Annotated in this window: 21 protein-coding genes; 18 read left to right on the top strand and 3 right to left on the bottom strand. The window is 65.7% G+C overall.

From position 1 onward, the window contains the following. Nucleotides 1-92 precede the first annotated feature (92 nt). The 15 genes from MJ122_RS01615 (at nucleotide 93) to MJ122_RS01545 (ending at nucleotide 15929) form a co-directional block, all read left to right on the top strand. A complete protein-coding gene (locus tag MJ122_RS01615; protein WP_088416712.1) occupies nucleotides 93-1541 on the top strand; it encodes a flagellin in 1449 nt (482 codons plus the stop codon). A 78-nt stretch (nucleotides 1542-1619) separates the two neighbouring features. Further along, on the top strand, nucleotides 1620-1970 hold the full coding sequence (locus tag MJ122_RS01610) for a flagellar protein FlaG (RefSeq protein ID WP_239741938.1): 351 nt from the start codon (nucleotides 1620-1622) through the stop codon (nucleotides 1968-1970). 83 nt (nucleotides 1971-2053) lie between these two features. Beyond that, a complete protein-coding gene (fliD, locus tag MJ122_RS01605) occupies nucleotides 2054-3496 on the top strand; it encodes a flagellar filament capping protein FliD (protein WP_088416714.1) in 1443 nt (480 codons plus the stop codon). A 123-nt stretch (nucleotides 3497-3619) separates the two neighbouring features. After that, nucleotides 3620-4000, top strand: a complete 381-nt coding sequence (fliS, locus tag MJ122_RS01600; RefSeq protein ID WP_088416715.1) for a flagellar export chaperone FliS — start codon at nucleotides 3620-3622, stop codon at nucleotides 3998-4000. Between the two features lie 14 nt (nucleotides 4001-4014). Next, a complete protein-coding gene (locus MJ122_RS01595; RefSeq protein WP_239741935.1) occupies nucleotides 4015-4311 on the top strand; it encodes a flagellar protein FliT in 297 nt (98 codons plus the stop codon). 265 nt (nucleotides 4312-4576) lie between these two features. Beyond that, nucleotides 4577-6052 (top strand): sigma-54 dependent transcriptional regulator, encoded by a 1476-nt coding sequence (locus MJ122_RS01590; protein WP_239741933.1) that lies wholly within the window; start codon nucleotides 4577-4579, stop codon nucleotides 6050-6052. 126 nt (nucleotides 6053-6178) lie between these two features. Next, a complete protein-coding gene (locus MJ122_RS01585) occupies nucleotides 6179-7405 on the top strand; it encodes an ATP-binding protein (protein ID WP_239742780.1) in 1227 nt (408 codons plus the stop codon). A gap of 5 nt (nucleotides 7406-7410) precedes the next feature. After that, nucleotides 7411-8820, top strand: coding sequence for a sigma-54-dependent response regulator transcription factor FleR (gene fleR, locus MJ122_RS01580; RefSeq protein ID WP_239741931.1), 1410 nt, complete (start codon nucleotides 7411-7413; stop codon nucleotides 8818-8820). Between the two features lie 332 nt (nucleotides 8821-9152). Beyond that, nucleotides 9153-9482 (top strand): flagellar hook-basal body complex protein FliE, encoded by a 330-nt coding sequence (gene fliE, locus MJ122_RS01575; RefSeq protein WP_017520272.1) that lies wholly within the window; start codon nucleotides 9153-9155, stop codon nucleotides 9480-9482. Nucleotides 9483-9501: 19 nt separating this feature from the next. Beyond that, on the top strand, nucleotides 9502-11289 hold the full coding sequence (gene fliF / locus MJ122_RS01570) for a flagellar basal-body MS-ring/collar protein FliF (RefSeq protein WP_239741929.1): 1788 nt from the start codon (nucleotides 9502-9504) through the stop codon (nucleotides 11287-11289). Next, nucleotides 11282-12298 carry a flagellar motor switch protein FliG gene (gene fliG / locus MJ122_RS01565; protein ID WP_017520274.1) on the top strand — a complete coding sequence of 339 codons (1017 nt, stop codon included), beginning with the start codon at nucleotides 11282-11284 and terminating at the stop codon, nucleotides 12296-12298. The genes fliF and fliG overlap by 8 nt, the downstream gene beginning before the upstream one ends. A gap of 1 nt (nucleotide 12299) precedes the next feature. Continuing rightward, nucleotides 12300-13097: a flagellar assembly protein FliH gene (fliH, locus tag MJ122_RS01560; RefSeq protein WP_088416718.1), complete on the top strand. Its 798-nt coding sequence runs from the start codon at nucleotides 12300-12302 to the stop codon at nucleotides 13095-13097. Continuing rightward, nucleotides 13087-14442 (top strand): flagellar protein export ATPase FliI, encoded by a 1356-nt coding sequence (gene fliI, locus MJ122_RS01555; RefSeq protein ID WP_017520276.1) that lies wholly within the window; start codon nucleotides 13087-13089, stop codon nucleotides 14440-14442. The genes fliH and fliI overlap by 11 nt, the downstream gene beginning before the upstream one ends. A 154-nt stretch (nucleotides 14443-14596) precedes the next feature. Beyond that, nucleotides 14597-15040: a flagellar export protein FliJ gene (gene fliJ, locus MJ122_RS01550; protein ID WP_017520277.1), complete on the top strand. Its 444-nt coding sequence runs from the start codon at nucleotides 14597-14599 to the stop codon at nucleotides 15038-15040. A gap of 52 nt (nucleotides 15041-15092) precedes the next feature. Further along, nucleotides 15093-15929, top strand: coding sequence for an aminoglycoside phosphotransferase family protein (locus MJ122_RS01545; RefSeq protein WP_239741927.1), 837 nt, complete (start codon nucleotides 15093-15095; stop codon nucleotides 15927-15929). Between the two features lie 67 nt (nucleotides 15930-15996). Here MJ122_RS01545 and MJ122_RS01540 read toward each other — a convergent pair whose 3' ends face one another. From MJ122_RS01540 to MJ122_RS01530, 3 genes are all read right to left on the bottom strand, one after another. After that, a complete protein-coding gene (locus MJ122_RS01540; RefSeq protein ID WP_239741926.1) occupies nucleotides 15997-16614 on the bottom strand; it encodes a LysE family translocator in 618 nt (205 codons plus the stop codon). Nucleotides 16615-16662: 48 nt separating this feature from the next. Further along, nucleotides 16663-17463, bottom strand: a complete 801-nt coding sequence (locus tag MJ122_RS01535; protein WP_239741924.1) for an AraC family transcriptional regulator — start codon at nucleotides 17461-17463, stop codon at nucleotides 16663-16665. A gap of 136 nt (nucleotides 17464-17599) precedes the next feature. Continuing rightward, nucleotides 17600-18316: a TorF family putative porin gene (locus MJ122_RS01530; protein ID WP_239741923.1), complete on the bottom strand. Its 717-nt coding sequence runs from the start codon at nucleotides 18314-18316 to the stop codon at nucleotides 17600-17602. A gap of 250 nt (nucleotides 18317-18566) precedes the next feature. Between MJ122_RS01530 and MJ122_RS01525 the strand changes: the two genes are divergently transcribed. Genes MJ122_RS01525 through MJ122_RS01515 form a run of 3 tightly spaced genes read left to right on the top strand, consistent with a single transcriptional unit; the run spans nucleotide 18567 to nucleotide 20994 of the window. Continuing rightward, nucleotides 18567-18872 carry an STAS domain-containing protein gene (locus tag MJ122_RS01525; RefSeq protein ID WP_017520282.1) on the top strand — a complete coding sequence of 102 codons (306 nt, stop codon included), beginning with the start codon at nucleotides 18567-18569 and terminating at the stop codon, nucleotides 18870-18872. Between the two features lie 28 nt (nucleotides 18873-18900). After that, nucleotides 18901-20598 carry a SpoIIE family protein phosphatase gene (locus tag MJ122_RS01520; RefSeq protein ID WP_088416723.1) on the top strand — a complete coding sequence of 566 codons (1698 nt, stop codon included), beginning with the start codon at nucleotides 18901-18903 and terminating at the stop codon, nucleotides 20596-20598. A gap of 54 nt (nucleotides 20599-20652) precedes the next feature. Then, complete coding sequence (locus tag MJ122_RS01515) at nucleotides 20653-20994, top strand: Hpt domain-containing protein (protein ID WP_239741920.1); 342 nt, start codon at nucleotides 20653-20655, stop codon at nucleotides 20992-20994. The last annotated feature ends 45 nt before the right edge of the window (nucleotides 20995-21039 follow it).

Raw genomic sequence — 21039 nt, 5'->3', positions numbered from 1 at the left:
AACAGTACGAATGCGAATTCTTGGTGTCCCTGAGCAAGCAGGCCGAGATCTCGCAAGCTCAGGAACTAACAGGACCTCTGAAGGAGACCATCATGGCCCTTACCGTCAATACCAACATTGCTTCCCTGAACACCCAGCGCAACCTGAACGGTTCGTCGAACGCGCTGAGCACCTCGCTGCAGCGTCTGTCCACCGGTAACCGCATCAACAGCGCCAAAGACGACGCCGCCGGCCTGCAGATCTCCAACCGTCTGTCCAACCAGATCAGCGGCCTGGGCGTTGCCACCCGTAACGCCAACGACGGTATCTCCCTGGCGCAGACCGCTGAAGGTGCCCTGCAGCAGTCCACCAACATCCTGTCGCGTATTCGTGACCTTTCCCTGCAGTCCGCCAACGGCTCCAACAGCGACGCCGACCGCGCTGCCCTGCAGAAGGAAGTGTCCGCCCAGCAGGCTGAACTGACCCGTATCGCCGACACCACCACCTTCGGTGGCCGCAAGCTGCTCGACGGTTCCTTCGGTACCTCCAGTTTCCAGGTCGGTTCCAACGCCTACGAAACCATCGAGGTGAGCCTGCAGAACGCATCGGCCAGCGCCATCGGCTCCTACCAGATCGGTAGCGAAGGTGCCGGCACCGCTGCCACCGCAGCCGGCACCTCCAGCGCCTCGGGCGTTGCAGGCGGCGCAATCAACCTGGTGGGCGGCGGTCAGGCCAAGACCATCACCACCGCCGCTGGCGCCAGCGCCAAGGACATCGCCGAGCAGTTCGACGGCGCCATCCCGAACCTGTCCGCCCGTGCCCGTACCGAGTTCACCGCTGACGTTTCCGGCGTGACCGGCGGCTCGCTGAACTTCACCGTTCAGGTCGGCAGCAACACCGTCAACCTGGCTGGCGTAACCTCCACCCAGGACCTGGCTGACCAGTTGAACTCCAACGCTTCGAAGCTCGGCATCACCGCCAGCATCGACGACAAGAACGTGCTGACCGTCACCTCCGCCACCGGTGAGAACGTGACCTTCGGCGCCAACACCGGTACCGCTACTGCGGGTTCGGTGAACGTCAAGGTGATGGGTTCGGACGGCAATCTCGAAGCTACCGCCCACGATGCCCTGACCGCGGCCAACTCCAAGATCACCGGCTACGTCCAGCTGAACTCGCCGACCGCCTACTCGGTCAGCGGTGCCGGCAGCGCCGAAGTGTTCGGTAACTCCTCCGCCGCGCAGAAGAGCACTGTCGCCAACATCGACATCTCCACCGTGGAAGGTGCCCAGAACGCCATCGCCGTCATCGACAACGCCCTGGCCGCGATCGACTCCCAGCGTGCCGACCTGGGTGCCGTACAGAACCGCTTCGACAACACCATCTCCAACCTGACCAACATCTCCGAGAACGTCGACGCTGCCCGCAGCCGCATCAAGGACACCGACTTCGCCTCGGAAACCGCCACCCTGTCGAAGAACCAGGTTCTGCAACAGGCCGGCACCGCGATCCTGGCTCAGGCCAACCAGCTGCCGCAGTCTGTACTCAGCCTGCTCCGCTAACGGTTGGCGGATCTTCGATCCGACCGCAGGAGGAAGGGGCAACCCTTCCTCCTTTTTGCCTTTTCGAAGGAGTGAACGATGGACGTTGGAAACATAGCCGGACTTCCGGCGTTCAAGGGGACGAATCGCACCGACTCCGCGGTTCCCGCCACCAGCACCGCTGCGCCGCAGGATGGCGAGGCGCGCCCGGTGGAGCAGAAGGATTCGCGCGCACGCCTGGACGACGCCGTGTCGGACATCCAGAAGCATGTGCAGAGCGTGCGTCGCAACCTGAACTTCAGCATCGACGACACGACCGGCGATGTGGTGGTAAAGGTCATCGACGGCGATTCCGGCAAGGTGGTGCGGCAAATTCCTTCCGAGGAAGTGCTGAAACTTGCCGCCCGACTCGACGACATACGCAGCCTGATGTTCGAAGCCCAGGCGTGACGGGCTGTTCACAGAGCTGGTACGGCAATTGCTCTAATCTGGTGATTGGATAGCGCCGAACAGATTTTTGACGGAGGTGGAAGATGGCTGGTATCACGGGACTGGGTTCGGGACTCAACATCGACAATATCGTCACCGCGCTGGTGAATGCCGAGAAGACTCCCAAGCAGAACCAGATCGATGCCCTCGAGAAAAAGACCACCACGCAGATCACCGCGATCGGTGGGCTCAAGAGCGCCATCAGCACCTTCCAGACCGCCCTGGGGAAACTCAACACCCTGACGCAGTTCCAGGCGCGCAGCTTCACCTCGTCCAACACCGATGTGCTCAAGGGCAGCGCGACCGAGAAGGCTGCCGCGGGCACCTATCAGATCCAGGTCGAGCAACTGGCCGCCAGCAGCAAGGTGGCCCTGGGCGCCGTTCCGGCAACCTCGACCTCGACCTTCAACAGCGGCACCCTGAAAATCTCCGTGGGTGACGTCAATCTCGACGACATCACCATCGACGGCAGCAACAACACCCTGGCCGGCGTTCGCGACGCGATCAACAAGGCCGGCAAGGACAAGGGCGTCACCGCGACCATCGTCAACGATGCGCAGGGTTCGCGCCTGGTGGTGTCCAGCAACAAGACCGGTGAAGGCAAGGACATCAAGATTCAGGCCGTCGACAGCGGCGCGGGGGGTACCCAGGCCCTGAGCAAACTGGCCTTCGACCCGGCCAGCGCGCCCGATCTGTCCAAGCTGACCGACGCCCAGAAGGCCAACGGCGACGGCGGATTCATCACCCATGCGCAGAGTGCCCTGCTGACGGTTGATGGTCTGGAGATCAAGAGCGACTCCAACAGCGTGTCCACCGCCATCGAAGGCGTGACCATCGACCTGAAGACCAAGACCGAAGTCGACAAGCCCGTGACGCTGACCATCGACCTGGACCGGACGACCGTCAAGAACAACATCAAGTCCTTCGTCGACGCCTACAACACCCTGGTCAGCTTCGTGAACACCCAGACCAAGGTGACCAAGGTCGGTGAGGACAAGACGCCGGTGACCGGTGCGCTGGTGGGAGACGCCACTGCGCGTTCGCTGCTGAGCACCGTACGCAACGAGCTGGTCGCCACCCAGGGCGACAGCGACAGCAACATGCGCGTCCTGGCCGACCTGGGCATCACCACCAAGGCCGACGGTACCCTGGAAATCAACAACGACAAGCTGGACAAGGCAGTCGCCAACAACTTCCAGGACGTCGCCAATCTGTTCACCGGTGACAAGGGCCTGGCCACCCGCCTGGACTCCAAGCTCAAGGCGTACACCGATACCAACGGCATCCTCGACCAGCGCAACAGCATCCTGCAGAAGACTCTCAACAGCGTCGACGATCAGCAGGCAGCCCTGGACCGCCGCATTACCTCGCTGCAGGAACGCTTGTACAAGCAGTACAACACCATGGACTCCCTGGTCAGCCAGCTCACCCAGACCACCACGAGCCTGACCAGCCAGCTCGCCAGCCTGCCGTTCGCCAAGAGCTGACCCTGACTTCACCGTGGCCCGCTGAAGCGTGGCCACGGTGAAAAAATCGCAAACTAATCTTCAAGCTCCCGCTTCACTGGCCGATAGCTTGGTCAGTAAGAAAATTTGCAGCAGGAGCCTGCCATGTACGCCATGAAAGCCATGAAGCAATACCAGCAAGTCAGCCTGGAAGCACGCGTCGCCGAGGCGTCGCCGCACGGGCTGATCCAGCTGCTCATGCAAGGTGGCCTGGAACGTCTGGCCCAGGCCCGTGGCGCTATCGAGCGTGGCCAACTGGCCGAGCGCGGCGAGCTGATCAGCAAGGCCATCGGCATCGTTGGTGGCCTGCGCGAGGCGCTGAACCCCGAAGTGGGTGGCGAACTGGCCCTGAATCTGGACCGCCTGTATGCGTACATGACCGAGCGCCTGCTGGAAGCCAACCGCAACGGCGATGCGGCGATCCTCGACGAGGTTTCGGGGCTGCTGCGTGAAGTGAAGTCGGGCTGGGACGCCATCGCCGCCTGAAGGAAGGAACAGTCATGAGCCAGGCCATGCTTCAACTCAACGAGACTCGCGCCGCCCTGAGCGACGCCATGCATAACCAGGACTGGGAAGCCATCGGCGACCTCGACCAGAAATGCCGTGAGCAGGTCGAAGTGGCCATGCAGGATGCCGAGCGCGACGAGCAGGCCCTGCGCGAAACCATGGAACAGCTGCTGGCGCTGTACGCCGAACTGGTCCAGGTGTGCACAGCCCAACGCAGCGCTATCGGCGCAGAACTGACCGCGGTGAATCGCTCCAACAAGGGTGCCAAGGTCTACCAGATGTTCGGCTGATCCGTCCGGATCGGCCTTCCCTGGGCGGTGATCGGCCAAGTGCCGGTGGTCACCGCCTCCGCTTCGAACTACGCTCCACTTCAATTGCCATGACGGGGATCAACACCCTTCGTCGGGCGCCATCAAAAAAAACACGCCATAAATTTGACTCGAGCCACAAATTTGACTTAACTAGTGGCCAAATGCTGGCTAGCACGAGGAAATTGTGCTGAGGCCAGATCGTGTCAGCCGCCGTAGTACGGCCAGCCCGGGATGACAAGCTAAGATGTGGCGCGAAACGAAAATCCTCGTGATCGACGACAACCAGGACCGCTGCCGGGACCTCTCGGTGATCATCAGCTTCCTGGGCGAAGACCAGCTGTCCTGCGGCAGCCGCGACTGGCGGCAGGTTGTCGACCCGCTGCCCAACGGCAGCCGCGACGTCCTCTGCGTTCTGGTCGGCGCCGTGGAGAGCAAGGGCGGGGCGCTGGAGCTGCTCAAGCAGCTCGCGGCCTGGGACGAATACCTGCCCGTCCTGCTGATGGGCGAGCCGGTGCCCAACGAGTGGCCCGAGGAATTGCGCCGCCGTGTGCTGGCCAGCCTCGAGATGCCGCCCAGCTACAACAAATTGCTCGACTCCCTGCACCGGGCCCAGGTCTACCGCGAGATGTACGACCAGGCCCGCGAGCGCGGCCGCCAGCGCGAACCCAACCTGTTCCGCAGCCTGGTGGGCACCAGCCGTGCCATCCAGCAGGTGCGGCAGATGATGCAGCAGGTCGCCGACACCGACGCCAGCGTGCTGATCCTCGGTGAATCCGGCACCGGAAAGGAAGTGGTCGCGCGCAACCTGCACTATCACTCCAAACGCCGCGACGCACCCTTCGTGCCGGTGAACTGCGGCGCAATCCCGGCGGAGCTGCTGGAAAGCGAGCTGTTCGGCCATGAGAAGGGTGCCTTCACCGGCGCCATCACCAGCCGCGCCGGGCGCTTCGAACTGGCCAACGGCGGCACCCTGTTCCTCGACGAGATCGGCGACATGCCGCTGCCGATGCAGGTCAAGCTGCTGCGCGTACTGCAGGAGCGCACCTTCGAGCGCGTGGGCAGCAACAAGACGCAGAACGTCGACGTGCGCATCATCGCCGCGACCCACAAGAACCTCGAGAAGATGATCGAGGACGGCAGCTTCCGCGAAGACCTGTACTACCGCCTCAACGTCTTCCCCATCGAGATGGCCCCGCTGCGCGAGCGCGTGGAAGACATCCCGCTGCTGATGAACGAGCTCATCTCGCGCATGGAGCACGAGAAGCGCGGCTCGATCCGCTTCAACTCCGCCGCCATCATGTCGCTCTGCCGTCACGACTGGCCGGGCAACGTGCGCGAGCTGGCGAACCTCGTCGAGCGCCTGGCGATCATGCACCCCTACGGCGTGATCGGCGTGGGCGAGTTGCCGAAGAAATTCCGTCACGTCGACGACGAGGACGAACAACTGGCGACCAGCCTGCGCGAGGAGCTCGAAGAGCGTGCGGCGATCACTGCCGGGCTGCCGGGCCTCGACTCGCCGGCCATGCTGCCGGCCGAGGGCATCGACCTGAAGGACTACCTGGCCAACCTCGAGCAGGGCCTGATCCAGCAGGCGCTGGATGACGCCAGTGGCGTCGTTGCACGCGCCGCCGAACGCCTGCGCATCCGCCGCACCACCCTGGTGGAGAAAATGCGCAAGTACGGCATGAGCCGCCGCGAAGAGGAAATGGCGGAGGATTGACGCTTCCGCCGCTCTCGTTTTTTTAAGTCATTGAAATATAACGAATAAATTTTAGGCACGGGGTTTGCTAAGACTCATCCGACCGACAGATTCACGCCGTCGGACGGATGAGGAAAAACCCGCATGATGCCCGCCACCCATCGCCAGACTGAACTCGCTGCCCAGCTTCCTGCAGATCCGCTGCAGGTGCCGGTGGAGCAGCAGAGCCGCGCCCATCTGGAGCAGACCTTCGCGCTGTTCAGCCAGATGTCCAGCCAGCTCAACCAGTCCTACAGCCTGCTGGAAGCCCGCGTTACCGAGCTCAAGGGCGAACTCGCCCTGGTCAGCGCGCAACGCATGCAGGAGCTGGCCGAGAAGGAGCGCCTGGCCAACCGCCTGCAAAGCCTGCTCGACGTACTGCCCGGCGGCGTCATCGTGATCGATGGCCAGGGCGTCGTGCGCGACGCCAATCCGGTGGCGGTGGCCCTGCTCGGCAAGCCGCTGGTGGGCATGCTCTGGCGCGAGGTGATCTCCCGCAGCTTCGCCCCCCGCGCTGACGATGGTCACGAAGTTTCCCTGCGCGATGGCCGCCGTGTGTCCATCGCCATCCGCCCCCTGAATGGCGAACCCGGCCAACTGGTGCTGCTCAATGACCTGACGGAAACCCGTCGGCTGCAGGATCAACTGGCCCGCCACGAACGGCTGTCCGCCCTGGGCCGCATGGTCGCATCGCTCGCCCACCAGATCCGCACACCGCTCTCGGCTGCCATGCTCTATGCCGGCCATCTGAGCGAAGGCGAGCTGCCGGTCGAACAGCAGCAGCGTTTCGCCGGCCGGATCAAGGAGCGCCTGCACGAACTGGAAAGCCAGGTGCGCGACATGCTTGTGTTCGCCCGTGGCGAGCTGCCGTTGCCGGATCGCCTGATGCCCAACCAACTCTTCGCCAGCCTGCGCGCCGCGGCCGAATCCCACGTCGCCGGCCTGAATGTCCGCTGGCAGTGCGATGCCCGCGCGGGCGAACTGCTGTGCAACCGCGACACCCTGGTCGGCACCGTGCTCAACCTGGTGGAGAACGCCATCCAGGCTGCCGGGCGCGATGTGCGCCTGAAGGTGCACCTGTACTCGCGCGACAACAGCCTGCGCCTGTGCATCAGTGACAACGGCCCGGGCATGAGCGCCGAAACCCTGGCGCGCCTGGGCGAACCCTTCTTCACCACCAAGACCACCGGCACCGGCCTCGGCCTCGCAGTGGTGAAAGCCGTGGCCAAGGCCCACCAGGGCGAGCTGAGCCTGCGCTCGCGCCCTGGTGTCGGCACCTGCGCCACCCTGATTCTGCCGCTGATCCTGGCTCAACCCGTCGTCAACGAGGAGTGATTCCCATGGCCGCCAAAGTCCTGCTGGTCGAAGACGACCGCGCCCTTCGTGAAGCCCTCTGCGACACCCTGTCGCTCGGCGGGCACGATTTCGTCGCCGTGGATTGCGCCGAGGCCGCGCTGCCGGCGCTGGAGAAGGACGCCTTCAGCCTGGTGATCAGCGACGTGAACATGCCGGGCATGGACGGGCACCAGTTGCTCGGCCTGATCCGCAAGCGCTACCCGCAATTGCCGGTGCTGCTGATGACCGCCTACGGCGCGGTTGATCGTGCCGTGGATGCCATGCGCCAGGGTGCCGCCGATTACCTGGTCAAGCCGTTCGAACCGCGCGCGCTGCTGGAACTGGTGGCCCGCCATGCGCTGGGCGCCGTTCCCGCGAGCGCCGGCGAAGGCCCTGTGGCGCTGGAGCCGGCCAGCCAGCAGTTGCTGGAACTGGCTGCCCGTGTCGCGCGCAGCGATTCCACCGTGCTGATTTCCGGCGAGTCCGGCACCGGCAAGGAAGTGCTGGCCCAGTACATACACCAGCAATCGCCGCGCGTCGGCAAACCCTTCGTGGCCATCAACTGCGCGGCGATCCCTGACAACATGCTCGAGGCCACGCTGTTCGGCCACGAGAAGGGCGCGTTCACCGGCGCCATCGCCGCCCAGCCGGGCAAGTTCGAACTGGCCGACGGCGGCACCATCCTGCTCGACGAAATCTCCGAGATGCCGCTGGCGCTGCAGGCCAAGCTGCTGCGCGTGCTGCAGGAGCGGGAAGTGGAACGCGTCGGCGCGCGCAAGCCGATCAGCCTCGACATTCGCGTGCTCGCCACCACCAACCGCGACCTGCTCGGTGAAGTGGCTGCCGGCCGCTTCCGCGAAGACCTCTACTATCGCCTGTCGGTCTTCCCGCTGGCCTGGCGTCCGTTGCGTGAGCGTCCCGCCGACATCCTGCCGCTGGCCGAACGCCTGCTGGCCAAGTACGCCCGCAAGATGAACCATGCGCCGGTCACCCTGGCCGAAGACGCCCGTGCCGCTTTGCTGGCGCATCCCTGGCCGGGCAACGTGCGCGAGCTGGACAATGCCATCCAGCGCTCGCTGATCCTGCAGCAGGGCGGGCAGGTGCAAGCTGCCGACCTGTGTCTGACTGCGCCCATCGGCCTGGCTCCACGCCCGGTGCTGTCGGCAGTCCCGACGGCGGCAGCCCAGGCTGCCTGCGTCGAAATTCCGTCACCGGCCCCTGCCGAAGCGGGGCAGTTGGGCGAAGACCTCAAGCGCCGCGAGTTCCAGATGATCATCGACACCCTGCGCAGCGAGCGCGGCCGCCGCAAGGAAGCCGCCGAGCGCCTGGGGATAAGCCCGCGGACCCTGCGCTACAAGCTCGCGCAGATGCGCGATGCTGGCATGGACGTGGAGGCCTACCTCTACGCCAGTTGATCGGCGAACCAACAACCCCTCTTGGCCCGCATTCGTGCGGGCCTTTTCTTGACGCCTTCCCCGTGCGGGAAGGCAGGGCTTTTGTAGGAGCGAGCTTGCTCCCGAACCGGCCTTGCAGCGGGGCTGTTCGCGAGCAAGCTCGCTCCTACAGGTCTGGCCCAACCCTGGCAGTCGGCGGGCCTTCTGCGTATTTGCATAGCTTCTGAAAGGCCCATCCCAGAGCCTTCCTCCGCATTTTTCCTACGCCCTGAAAAACTGGCACCCAAGTTGCAATCTCCTCTGCAAAGCACCGCGCAGTGTCAAAAAACCGCGGTCAGTCGGAGGGGTAAGTGATGAGTCAGGGTATCGAGTTCAATCGTCTGTTGCTGGAAATGCGCTCCATGCAAATGGAGGCCATGGCAAAGGCGAAGACGCAGGCCGCGCCGGTCGAGCCGGGGGCGCCGAGCTTCTCGCAGATGCTTGGCCAGGCGGTGGACAAGGTGAACGGTACCCAGCAGGTCGCCTCCGACATGGCGTCCGCTTTCGAGATGGGGCAGGGCGGTGTCGATCTCACCGACGTGATGATCGCCTCGCAGAAGGCCAGTGTTTCTTTCCAGGCGATGACCCAGGTGCGCAACAAGCTCGTCCAGGCGTACCAGGACATCATGCAGATGCCGGTTTGAGCGGCGAGGATCGTAGGTAATGTCCCAAGCCTCCGTTGTTGACAGCCAGGTCCCGGCCAAGGTCGGCGAGCCGAAAAAGCCGCTGCTCGGCCTGACGTTCCTCGAGAACCTCGCGGATATGCCGGTGCTGCGCCAGGTCGGCCTGCTGGTCGGCCTCGCCGCGAGCATCGCCATCGGCTTCGGCATGGTCCTGTGGTCGCAGCAGCCGGACTACAAGCCGCTATACGGCAGCCTCAATGGCGTGGACGCCAACAAGGTGGTCGAGGCGCTGTCCGCTGCCGACATCGGCTACAAGATCGAGCCCAACTCCGGCGCGTTGCTGGTGAAGGCCGATGACCTGGGCCGTGCGCGCATGAAAGTCGCCGGTGCCGGCCTGGCGCCCACCGACAGCAACGTCGGCTTCGAGATCCTCGACAAGGAACAGGCGCTGGGCACCAGCCAGTTCATGGAAGCGACCAACTACCGTCGCGGCCTGGAAGGCGAGCTGGCGCGTACCGTCTCCAGCCTGAACAACGTCAAGGGCGCCCGGGTGCACCTGGCGATCCCGAAAAGCTCGGTGTTCGTCCGTGACGACCGCAAGCCCAGCGCCTCGGTGCTGGTCGAGCTGTATCCGGGCCGCACCCTGGAGCCGAGCCAGGTGCTGGCCATCGTCAACCTGGTCGCCACCAGCGTGCCGGAGCTGGACAAGGGCCAGGTCACCGTGGTCGACCAGAAAGGCAACCTGCTGTCCGACCAGCAGGAACTCTCCGAACTGACCATGGCCGGGAAGCAGTTCGACTTCACCCGTCGCATGGAAAGCAACTTCACCCAGCGCGTGCACAGCATCCTCGCGCCGGTGCTGGGCAACGGGCGCTACAAGGCCGAGGTCTCGGCCGACGTCGACTTCAGCGCGGTGGAATCCACCTCCGAGTCGTTCAACCCGGACCAGCCGGCCCTGCGCAGCGAGCAGAGCAACAACGAGGAACGGCAGAACAGCAACGGCCCGCAGGGCGTGCCGGGTGCGCTGTCGAACCAGCCGCCGGCGCCGGCCAGTGCGCCGCAGACCACCGGCGGCAGCGCCCCGTCCGACTTCGTCGCGCCGGGCCAGCCGCTGAAGGATGCCAACGGCCAGCCGATCATCGATCCGAAGACCGGCAAGCCGGAGCTCGCCCCGTACCCGACCGACAAGCGCGCGCAGAACACCCGCAACTACGAACTGGATCGCTCGGTGAGCTACACCAAGCAGCAGCAGGGTCGCCTGCGCCGGCTTTCCGTCGCAGTGGTGCTGGATGACCGCGTGATCGCCGATCCGAAGACCGGCGAAGTCAGCCACCAGCCCTGGACCGCCGACGAGCTGGGCCGCTTCACCCGCCTGGTGCAGGACGCGGTAGGCTATGACGCCAGCCGTGGCGACAGCGTCAGCGTGATCAACGCGCCGTTCGCCCCGGAACAGGGCGAAGAAATCGCCTCGCCGCCGTTCTACTCGCAGCCCTGGTTCTGGGACGTGGTCAAGCAGGTGCTGGGCATCGTCTTCATCCTGGTGCTGGTGCTGGGCGTGCTGCGCCCGGTGCTGAACAACCTGTCGGGCAACAAGAGCAAGGCCCTGGTGGGCGGCGGCGCTGCAGGCGAAGGCGGCCTGGGCGAGCTGGGCGGCCTGGAGGGCGAACTGTCCGAAGACCGCGTGAGCCTCGGGGGCCCGGCCAGCATCCTGCTGCCCAGCCCGTCCGAGGGGTACGATGCACAATTGAATGCGATCAAGACACTGGTCGCCCAGGACCCGGGGCGTGTTGCCCAGGTAGTGAAGGACTGGATCAATTCCGATGAGTGAAGCCCGCATGAGCGCCAAACTGAACAAGGTCGACAAGGCTGCCATCCTCCTGCTCTCCCTGGGTGAGACCGATGCCGCGCAGGTGCTGCGCCACATGGGCCCGAAGGAAGTGCAGAAGGTCGGCGTGGCCATGGCGCAGATGCGCAACGTGCACCGCGAGCAGGTCGAGCAGGTGATGGGCGAGTTCGTCGAGATCGTCGGCGACCAGACCAGCCTGGGCGTGGGCGCCGACAGCTACATCCGCAAGATGCTCACCCAGGCCCTGGGCGAGGACAAGGCGAACAACCTCATCGACCGCATCCTGCTGGGGGGCAACACCAGCGGCCTGGACAGCCTGAAGTGGATGGAGCCGCGCGCCGTGGCCGATGTGATCCGCTACGAGCACCCGCAGATCCAGGCCATCGTGGTGGCCTACCTCGACCCGGACCAGGCCGGCGAAGTGCTCAGCCACTTCGACCACAAGGTGCGCCTGGACATCATCCTGCGCGTGTCCTCGCTCAACACCGTGCAGCCCTCCGCGCTCAAGGAACTGAACCTGATCCTGGAGAAACAGTTCGCCGGCAACGCCAACTCCACCCGCACCACCATGGGCGGCGTGAAGCGCGCGGCGGACATCATGAACTACCTCGACAGCTCGGTCGAAGGCGCGCTGATGGACGCCATCCGCGAAGTCGACGAGGACCTGTCCGGACAGATCGAAGACCTCATGTTCGTCTTCGACAACCTGGCCGATGTCGATGACCGCGGCATCCAGGCACTGCTGCGCGAGGTTTCCTCGGACGTGCTGGTGCTGGCCCTCAAGGGCTCGGACGAGGCGATCCGCGAGAAGATCTTCCGCAACATGTCCAAGCGTGCCGCCGAACTGCTGCGCGACGACCTGGAGGCCAAGGGCCCGGTGCGCGTCAGCGAAGTGGAAGGCGCACAGAAGGAAATCCTCACCATCGCTCGCCGTATGGCCGAATCCGGCGAAATCGTGCTGGGTGGCAAGGGCGGCGAGGAGATGATCTGACGTGGTACCGCCGGCCAAAGACGAAGACAAACTCAGCGAGCTGATCCGAGCGCGCGACGTGGCGGGTTTCGACCGCTGGTCGCTGCCCAGCTTCGACCCGGCGCGCCCGGCCCCCGAGCCCGAGCCGGAACCCGAGCCGGAGGTCGCGGAGCAGCCGCAGATCGAGGAAGTGCCGGAGGAAGAGGTCAAGCCGCTGACGCTCGACGAGCTCGAGGCGATCCGCCAGGAGGCCTACAACGAAGGTTTCTCCACCGGTGAGAAGGATGGCTTCCATGCCGGCCAGATCAAGGCGCGCCAGGAAGCCGACGCGGCGCTGCAACCGCGCCTGCAGAATCTCGAAACCCTGATGTCGCACCTGCTCGACCCCATCGCCGAGCAGGACCAGATGCTCGAGGCGGGCATGCTCAACCTGGTGACCCATGTGGTGCGCCAGGTGGTGCAGCGCGAGCTGGCCACCGATTCCAGCCAGATCCGCCTGGTGCTGCGCGAAGCGCTCAAGCTGCTGCCCATGGGCGCCAGCAACATCCGCATCCAGGTCAACCCGCAGGACTTCGAGTTGGTGAAGGCCCTGCGCGACCGCCACGAGGAAAGCTGGAAGATCATCGAGGACGACGGCCTGCTGCCCGGCGGCTGCCGCATCGAGACCGAACATTCGCGCATCGACGCCACTGTCGAGACGCGCCTGGCCCAGGCCGTGAAGCAACTTTTCGAGCAGCAGCGCGACCAGGCGACCCATGCCCTGGAGCCCGACCTGCACGTGAACCTCGACGTCATCCAGGGCGGCTCCGATGCGTCTTGACCGCGTCAGCTTTGCCCGCCGTCTGCAGGGCTACAGCGACGCCGTGAGCCTGCCGACCCAGCCGGTGGTGGAAGGCCGCCTGCTGCGCATGGTCGGCCTGACCCTGGAGGCCGAAGGGCTGCAGGCCGCCGTGGGCAGCCGCTGCCAGGTCATCAACGACGGCGGCTATCACCCTGTGCAGGTGGAAGCCGAAGTCATGGGCTTCGCCGGCAGCAAGATCTACCTGATGCCGGTGGGCAGCCTCGCCGGCATCGCCCCCGGCGCCCGCGTGGTGCCGCTGCCGGATTCCGGCCGCCTGCCGATGGGCATGTCCATGCTCGGCCGCGTGCTCGACGGCGTCGGCCGCGCGCTGGACGGCAAGGGCGGCATGCGCGCCGAGGACTGGGTGCCGATGGACGGCCCGATCATCAACCCGCTGGCGCGCGACCCGATCCATGAGCCGATGGACGTCGGCATCCGCTCGATCAACTCCCTGCTCACCGTCGGCCGCGGCCAGCGCCTGGGCCTGTTCGCCGGGACCGGCGTCGGTAAATCGGTGCTGCTGGGCATGATGACGCGCTTCACCAAGGCCGACATCATCGTGGTCGGGCTGATCGGCGAGCGGGGCCGCGAGGTGAAGGAATTCATCGAGCACATTCTCGGCGAGGAAGGCCTCAAGCGTTCCGTGGTCGTGGCCTCGCCGGCGGACGACGCGCCCCTGATGCGCCTGCGCGCCGCGCAGTACTGCACCCGTATCGCCGAGTACTTCCGCGACAAGGGCAAGAACGTCCTGCTGCTGATGGATTCCCTGACCCGTTACGCCCAGGCCCAGCGCGAGATCGCCCTGGCCATCGGCGAGCCGCCGGCGACCAAGGGTTATCCACCATCGGTGTTCGCCAAGCTGCCGCGCCTGGTCGAGCGTGCCGGCAACGGCGAGAAGGGCGGCGGCTCGATCACCGCTTTCTACACCGTGCTCAGCGAAGGCGACGACCAGCAGGACCCGATCGCCGACGCCGCGCGCGGTGTGCTCGATGGCCACTTCGTGCTGTCGCGCCGGCTGGCCGAGGAAGGCCATTACCCGGCCATCGACATCGAGGCCTCGATCAGCCGGGTGATGCCCCAGGTCACCACGCCCGAACACCTGCGCGACGCCCAGCGCTTCAAGCAGCTGTGGTCGCGTTATCAACAGAGCCGTGACCTGATCAGCGTCGGCGCCTACGTGGCCGGCGGCGATCCGGAGACCGACCTGGCCATCCAGCGCTTCCCGATCATGCGCCAGTTCCTGCGCCAGGCGCTGGACGAAAGCCAGAACCTCGACGACAGCCGCCTGCTGCTGGATGCCGTCGTCAGCGGCAAGGCCGGCTGATGATCAACCTGCACGGTAGCTCCCGTAGGATGGGTGGAGCTTGCGATGCCCATCGATCCAGAGCGTCGGTCATCCCGGTGATGACGGAGCCAAGGCAGCATGGGTATCGCTGCGCTCCACCCATCCTACGAAAAGCGCAGCGGGAGATGTGTTCATGAACCGCCGCGCCGAACGCCTCGCCCCGGTGGTGGACATGGCACTCAAGGCCGAGCGCGAAACCGCGCGCCAACTCGGCCAGGTGCAGGGGCAATTGCAGCAGGCGCAGCGCAAGCTCGCCGAGCTGGAGCGCTACCGCCACGACTACCAGCAGCAGTGGATCCGCAACGGCCAGCAGGGCGTCAGCGGCCAGTGGCTGATCAATTACCAGCGCTTCCTTTCGCAGCTCGAAGGCGCGGTGGAACAGCAGAACCGCGCGGTGGACTGGCACCAGGGCATCGTCGACAAGGCCCGCGTCGCCTGGCAGGAGAAGTACGCCCGCCTGGAAGGCCTGCGCAAGCTGGTCGAGCGCTACCGCGAGGAGGCACGCCTGGCTGCCGACAAGTACGAGCAGAAGCAGCTCGACGAATTCGCCCAGCGCCTGAAACCCTCACCCGATTGACAGCCCGATGGCCGTGGTAGGCTCCGGTGCGAACCCAGACCGGAAACCCTCCATGTCACTGCCTCCTCCGCGCACCGCCGATTTCCAGTACCTGCTGAGCCTCTGGAAACTGGTCCCGGAAGGCGAGCCCATCGTCACCCCCAGCAGTCACCTGCTGCCGGTCCGCTGGCAGGGCCGGGCGGCGATGATCAAGGTCGCCCTCGATGTGGAAGAGCAGGGCGGTGGGCAAGTCATGCGCTGGTGGGACGGCGAGGGTGCGGCCCGGGTGTTCGCCCACGAAGGCGATGCGATCCTGCTGGAGCGTGCCGAGGGCAAGCGCTCGCTGCTGCACATGGCGCTGCATGGCGAAGACGACCAGGCCAGCCGTATCGCCTGTGACGTGGTGCGGCACCTGCATCGACCACGCGGCAAGCCATTGCCGGAGCTGATCGACCTGCGCCAGTGGTTCCGCGACCTCGCCCCGGCTGCCCGGCGCTATGGCGGCCTGTTCCCGCGTTGCCTGGAAACCGCCGAAGCGCTGCTGGCCAGTGAGCAGGATCGCAGCGTGCTGCATGGCGACGTACACCACGACAACATCCTCGACTTCGGCCCGCGCGGCTGGCTGGCCATCGACCCCAAGCGCCTGCATGGCGAACGGCTTTTCGACTATGCCAACCTGTTGTGCAATCCGGACCTGCCGACCTCTCGCGAGCGCACGCGCTTTCTCCGCCAGCTGGACGTGATAGTCGAGCACGCCGGCGTCGACCGGCGTCGTTTGCTGGAGTGGGTCCTGGCCTTCGCGGGGCTCTCCGCGGCCTGGTTCCTCGATGACGGCATGGCCGCCGACAGCGACCTGAGCGTGGCGCACCTGGCCGCCGCCGAGCTGGACCGCATGGCACGCTGCGCCTGAATCCTGGTCTGCCGCGGCGTATCGATGGCCGAGCCTGGCGGCACCTGCAGCCGATCGGCTGGCGCGGTCAGGACTGCAGCGTTTCGACAGCCAGCCTTAGCGCCATCGCGACGAAAGCCAGGGTGAACGTCCAGCGGATCAACGTCATCACCGCCGGGCGTCCGATCACATGCTGGCGCACCCAGGAAGCCAGCAGTCCGTAGCCGATGAACACGGTGAAGGTCATCAGGGCGAACACCAGGCCCAGCACCAGAAACAGGGCGCGGGTATCCTCGCTGCCGGTCGGCACGAACTGCGGCAGGAAGGCCAGGAAGAACAGCCCGAGCTTGGGGTTGAGCAGGTTCAGCCACACACCGGTGCCCAGCACCTGCGTGGTGCTGCGCGGGCTGCCGGCCGAATCCAGCGCCAGCGCGCCACTGCCGCGAAATACCTGCCAGGCGATGAGCAGCAGATAGGCCGTGCCCATCAGTCGGATGACCTGCAAGCTGGCCGCGCTGGCCTGCAGGATCAGGGACAGGCCGAAGGTGGCGACCAGCAGTTGCGGGACCATGCCCAGCGTGCAGCCCAGCGCCGCGACCATGGCTGCGCGGGCGCCGAGGCCGAGGCCGACGGCCAGGGTGTAGAGCACGCCAGTGCCGGGTAGCAGAACGACGACGAATGCCGTGAGCAGGAATTCTGCGCTCATTCCCTTGGGTTCCTGTATGGAGTAAGTGGCGCCGCGAGGCTGGCGCGTTCAGGGTGCTGGCGGTTGCCGGAGTGAAGACCGCCATTGGCCCGGTGTCAGTCCGAGCTGGCGGGCAAAGGCACGGGTCATGTGCGACTGGTCGGCGAAGCCGGCGAGCAGTGCGGCGTCGGCCAGCGTGCGGCCCTCGCCGATGGCCTTGTACGCTTGCCGTACGCGGTATTGCAGTAGGTAGGCGTGGGGAGTGGTACCCAGTTCGCGGCGGAAGCGCCGCAGTGCCGCGTAAGGCGTCAGCCCGGCGATGCCGGCCAGCTCCGCCAGTGCGGGGGCGTTGCGCGGGGCGTCGTGAATCCGTTCGAGCATACGCGCCACGCTGCGGGACGGCAGGGATGCCACGCTTGTGTCGAGGCGCTGGTCGAGCAGTTCGCCGAACAGGTCGAGCACGCCTTCGCTGGCTTCATCTGCACAGACCTGCGGCAGGTGTTGCAGCAGGCTGGCAATGCGCCGGGCGAGTTGCGGGTCGGCGAGGGCGGGTTGGGTGAACTCGCGACGGGCCATTTCCGCACCGGCCAGTTCCGCCAGCAGCACCGGTTCGACGTAGAGCATCCGCCAGCGCCGCGGCGCGCCGCGCAGGGCAATGCCGTCGTGCAGTTCATTGGGGCTCACGGTGATGATGTCGCAGGGATTCGCCTCGACCTGGCCGCGGCCGCTCCACGAGCGGTGCCCGCCCTCGAGCATCACGCCGAGGCCGTACTCGTCGTGGGCGTGGCGCGGGAAGCTGCGCTGCGTGAGGATCTCGACGATGCGCAGGCCGGGCAGGGCGGCGGCGGAGCAGTTCACTCGGTGCAACATCGCTGGGTCACCAGGGGTTGTGAAGTCGCCTTCGGGCGAGGGGTTCGCGCCTGAAGTGGGAGGAGTGACTGCAACCTTAGCCCGCCGTGCAGCGGCGCTCTTGAATGAAATTGACTTTCTGCGGCCGCGAGGCCGCTCAGAAGAACGGCCGCGAGGCCTTGAACATGAGCGCCGAATCGCAGTAGGCGTTGTGTCCGGAGTAGGCACTGCAGTCGCCGCCGGTGAGGCTGCTGCCGCTGTAGGAGAAGTTCAGGTCGATGCCTTTCCACGGGCGGCTGAAGTTCAACGACCAGTCGCCGAATTCGCTGACAGTGCCGCCGCTGCCCAGGCTCACCGGCGAGGCGAGGCTATAGGCGGAATACTTGAAGGTCACGTCGAAGCCCAGGTCTTGCTGCACACCGAGGTCGGTGAACAGGGTGGCGGTGCTGCGCCCGGCCTGAGCACTGTAGGCTGCGCCAAGACGGCTGCCGAATACCGAGAGACCGCCGTACAGGGCCTGGCTGTCATAGTCGGGCTGCTCCGGGCGGCTGTAGCGCAGGGTGCCCACTTCGTAGCCCAGCTTGCCGTCGCCCAGCGGATGCTTGTAGCCGGCGTAGCTGTCGATCTCCAGCGGCTTTTCCTGTTCCAGGTTCGACGTCCAGCTGCCGACGTACCAGCCACTGTCGTGGGTGATGTCGAGGCCGCCCTGGGCACTGTTGGCCTGGCCCGGCTGGACCAGCCCCTGGGCCATGCTGCGCGTGGGCGAGTTGGCGAACTTGAGCTCGAAGTCGCCCAGCTCGCGTTGCATCACCTGGGCGTTTGCGTACGACGCCGCGCAGAACACGCAGGCCGCGATGAGTATGGACTTGGACATGCTCCCCCCGTCTTTGCCTGGTGCGACCCTTCCAAGGCCTCTGGTGAGCCTTCGCTCTGCGTCGCACGGGTAAAAGGGTAAAGGCATTCGCCGTGGCTGTGGCGACCGGCGGTCCATTAATCGACCTGGCGGGTGCCGTTCGACCGGTCTGGCGGGGCGCTTTCCAATCGTTCGCCGAGGTTGCCCCTGTCATCGCTAACTGCTACATCTTCAAGCTCGTGCGCGACCATCGATCGATAAGGAGAATCCCATGGCCATTACTTCCGTACCCTCCGCTGACGGGCAGGAGCTCACCATCGTGGTCCAGGGGCGTTTCGATTTCGGCGCACACCAGGAATTCCGCAATGCCTACGAGCGCGTCGAGACGACGCCCAAGCGCTACGTGGTGGATCTCAAGGGCGCCACCTACCTCGATAGCTCTGCGCTGGGCATGCTCCTGCTGCTGCGCGACCACGCCGGCGGGGAGAGCGCGCAGATCCGACTGGCGCATTGCAACCCGGACGTGCGCAAGGTGCTGTCCATCTCCAACTTCGAGCAGTTGTTCAAGATCAGCTGACGCGGCGCGGTCTGCAGTGGCAACGGCCATGTCCGAACTCCTCACCGTCCTGATCGCCGACGACAACGCCGCCGATCGCCTGCTGCTGTCGACCATCGTCAGCCGACAGGGCCATCGCGTGATCACCGCTGCCAACGGCCTGGAAGCCCTGGCGCTGTTCGCCCAGGAGCGGCCGCAACTGGTGCTGATGGATGCGCTGATGCCGGTGATGGACGGCTTCGAGGCGGCGCGGCGGATTCGCCGTCAGGCCGGCGAAGAGTTGGTGCCGATCATCTTCCTCACTTCGCTGAGCGAGCCCGAGGCACTGGTGCAGAGCCTGGAGGCGGGGGGAGACGACTTCCTCTCCAAGCCCTACAACCGCGTCATCCTCGAAGCCAAGATCCGCGCCATGGGGCGCCTGCATCACCTGCAGCGGATGGTGCTGGAGCAGCGCGACCTGATCGCCCGGCACAACGAGCACCTGCTCAACGAGCAACGGGTGGCCAAGGCAGTATTCGACAAGGTGGCGCACTCAGGTTGCCTGAACGCGGCGAACATCCGCTACCTGCAATCGCCCTTCGCCCTGTTCAACGGCGACCTGCTGCTGGCGGCCTTCAAGCCCTCGGGCGGCATGCATGTGCTGCTTGGCGACTTCACCGGCCACGGCTTGCCGGCGGCCATCGGCGCCATGCCGCTGGCGGAGGTTTTCTACGGCATGACCGCCAAGGGCTACCCCATGGCGGACATCCTTCGCGAGATGAACGCCAAGCTCAAGCGCATCCTGCCGGTGGGCGTGTTCTGCTGCGCCGCGATGCTCAACCTGAGCTTCCAGCGCGGTCTGGTGGAGGTGTGGAACGGCGGCCTGCCCAACGGCTACCTCCACCGCCACGGTGGCGGTGAACTGCAGCCGCTGGTGTCGCGCCATCTGCCGTTGGGCATCCTCGATGCTGCCGCCTTCAGCGACCACTTCGAGGTTTACGCAATGGAGGAGGGCGACCGCGTGTTCCTCTTCTCCGATGGTGTGCTGGAGGCGCGCAATGCGTCCGGCGAGGCCTTCGGGGAGGATCGCCTGCGCCTGGTACTCAGCGAGGGCCATGCGCCGTCGCGCCTGTTCGACGACATCCAGGCGGCGGTTGCGCGCTTTCGCGGCGAGGCCCAGGACGACGTCAGCATGCTGGAAATCGCGCTGGTCCCCGAGGACTCGCTGCAGCGTCCGCCGCTGGCGTTCTCCGACAACGGCCTGAGCAGCCCGCTGGACTGGTCCGCCAGCTTCGAATTCCGCGCACCGACCCTGCGCAACTTCAATCCGCTGCCCTTCCTGCTCCAGTTGCTGATGGAGGTGCACGACCTGCGCCCGCGCGGCGGGGCGCTCTACACCGTGCTCGCCGAGCTCTACTCCAATGCGCTGGAACACGGCGTGATGGGCCTGGACTCGACGCTCAAGTGCGACGCCGCCGGGTTCGCCCGCTATTACCAGGAGCGCAGCAAGCGCCTGGTCACGCTGCGCGACGGCTTCGTGCGCTTCCACGTCGACCTTGCTCCCCACGGCGACGGCGGGCGTTTGCTGGTGCGGGTCGAGGACAGTGGCGACGGGTTCGACGTGGGCGCGGTGCTGGCTTCGCAGCAGGCTGCCGGCAGCCTTTGCGGGCGCGGCCTGACACTGGTCCGTCAGTTGGCCGACCGTTGCCAGTGGTCGGGCGATGGCAAGTCGGTGTCCGTGGAGTTCTTCTGGTCGGCTCAGGCATAATCGGTGCCTTCTTGTCCCCCCAAGGGTGGCGAGCCGTCCTTCAGGGAGTGCCCCATGTCCGAGCCGCATCTCGATGGCGCCGTGCTGAGCAATTTGCTGTCGATCATGGAAGACGAGTACCCGCTGCTGGTCGAGACCTTCCTCAGCGACTCCGAGGAGCGCCTGCGTAGCATCCGCGAGGCCTTCTCCGCCAGCGACGCACCGACCCTGCGCCATGCCGCGCACAGCTTCAAGGGCAGCTGTGGCAACATGGGCGCTGCGGTGCTGAGCAGCCTGTGCAAGCGTTTGGAGGAGGCCGCACGGCATAACGATCTGGACAGCGCCCAGGGTCTGATCGCCAAGGTCGAACATGAATTCTGCATCGTCCGCACCCTGTTGTTGCCCGGTCGCCCCTGACCTTTTCCGAGTTGGCCCGCGCCTTGCTATCTCCGTGTTGGATAT

The sequence above is a fragment of the Pseudomonas sp. DP-17 genome (genome assembly GCF_022380625.1).
GTDB classification, from domain to species: Bacteria; Pseudomonadota; Gammaproteobacteria; order Pseudomonadales; family Pseudomonadaceae; genus Pseudomonas; species Pseudomonas nitroreducens_A.
This window is presented reverse-complemented; position numbering and strand designations above follow the sequence as displayed.

Excerpts from the sequence above, each read along its gene's own strand:
- MJ122_RS01615 (WP_088416712.1), top strand. The coding sequence starts at position 93 with ATGGCCCTTACCGTCAATACCAACATTGCTTCCCTGAACACCCAGCGC.
- MJ122_RS01610 (WP_239741938.1), top strand. The coding sequence starts at position 1,620 with ATGGACGTTGGAAACATAGCCGGACTTCCGGCGTTCAAGGGGACGAAT.
- fliD (WP_088416714.1), top strand. The coding sequence starts at position 2,054 with ATGGCTGGTATCACGGGACTGGGTTCGGGACTCAACATCGACAATATC.
- fliS (WP_088416715.1), top strand. The coding sequence starts at position 3,620 with ATGTACGCCATGAAAGCCATGAAGCAATACCAGCAAGTCAGCCTGGAA.
- MJ122_RS01595 (WP_239741935.1), top strand. The coding sequence starts at position 4,015 with ATGAGCCAGGCCATGCTTCAACTCAACGAGACTCGCGCCGCCCTGAGC.
- MJ122_RS01590 (WP_239741933.1), top strand. The coding sequence starts at position 4,577 with ATGTGGCGCGAAACGAAAATCCTCGTGATCGACGACAACCAGGACCGC.
- MJ122_RS01585 (WP_239742780.1), top strand. The coding sequence starts at position 6,179 with ATGCCCGCCACCCATCGCCAGACTGAACTCGCTGCCCAGCTTCCTGCA.
- fleR (WP_239741931.1), top strand. The coding sequence starts at position 7,411 with ATGGCCGCCAAAGTCCTGCTGGTCGAAGACGACCGCGCCCTTCGTGAA.
- fliE (WP_017520272.1), top strand. The coding sequence starts at position 9,153 with ATGAGTCAGGGTATCGAGTTCAATCGTCTGTTGCTGGAAATGCGCTCC.
- fliF (WP_239741929.1), top strand. The coding sequence starts at position 9,502 with ATGTCCCAAGCCTCCGTTGTTGACAGCCAGGTCCCGGCCAAGGTCGGC.
- fliG (WP_017520274.1), top strand. The coding sequence starts at position 11,282 with ATGAGTGAAGCCCGCATGAGCGCCAAACTGAACAAGGTCGACAAGGCT.
- fliI (WP_017520276.1), top strand. The coding sequence starts at position 13,087 with ATGCGTCTTGACCGCGTCAGCTTTGCCCGCCGTCTGCAGGGCTACAGC.
- fliJ (WP_017520277.1), top strand. The coding sequence starts at position 14,597 with ATGAACCGCCGCGCCGAACGCCTCGCCCCGGTGGTGGACATGGCACTC.
- MJ122_RS01545 (WP_239741927.1), top strand. The coding sequence starts at position 15,093 with ATGTCACTGCCTCCTCCGCGCACCGCCGATTTCCAGTACCTGCTGAGC.
- MJ122_RS01540 (WP_239741926.1), bottom strand. The coding sequence starts at position 16,614 with ATGAGCGCAGAATTCCTGCTCACGGCATTCGTCGTCGTTCTGCTACCC.
- MJ122_RS01535 (WP_239741924.1), bottom strand. The coding sequence starts at position 17,463 with ATGTTGCACCGAGTGAACTGCTCCGCCGCCGCCCTGCCCGGCCTGCGC.
- MJ122_RS01530 (WP_239741923.1), bottom strand. The coding sequence starts at position 18,316 with ATGTCCAAGTCCATACTCATCGCGGCCTGCGTGTTCTGCGCGGCGTCG.
- MJ122_RS01525 (WP_017520282.1), top strand. The coding sequence starts at position 18,567 with ATGGCCATTACTTCCGTACCCTCCGCTGACGGGCAGGAGCTCACCATC.
- MJ122_RS01520 (WP_088416723.1), top strand. The coding sequence starts at position 18,901 with ATGTCCGAACTCCTCACCGTCCTGATCGCCGACGACAACGCCGCCGAT.
- MJ122_RS01515 (WP_239741920.1), top strand. The coding sequence starts at position 20,653 with ATGTCCGAGCCGCATCTCGATGGCGCCGTGCTGAGCAATTTGCTGTCG.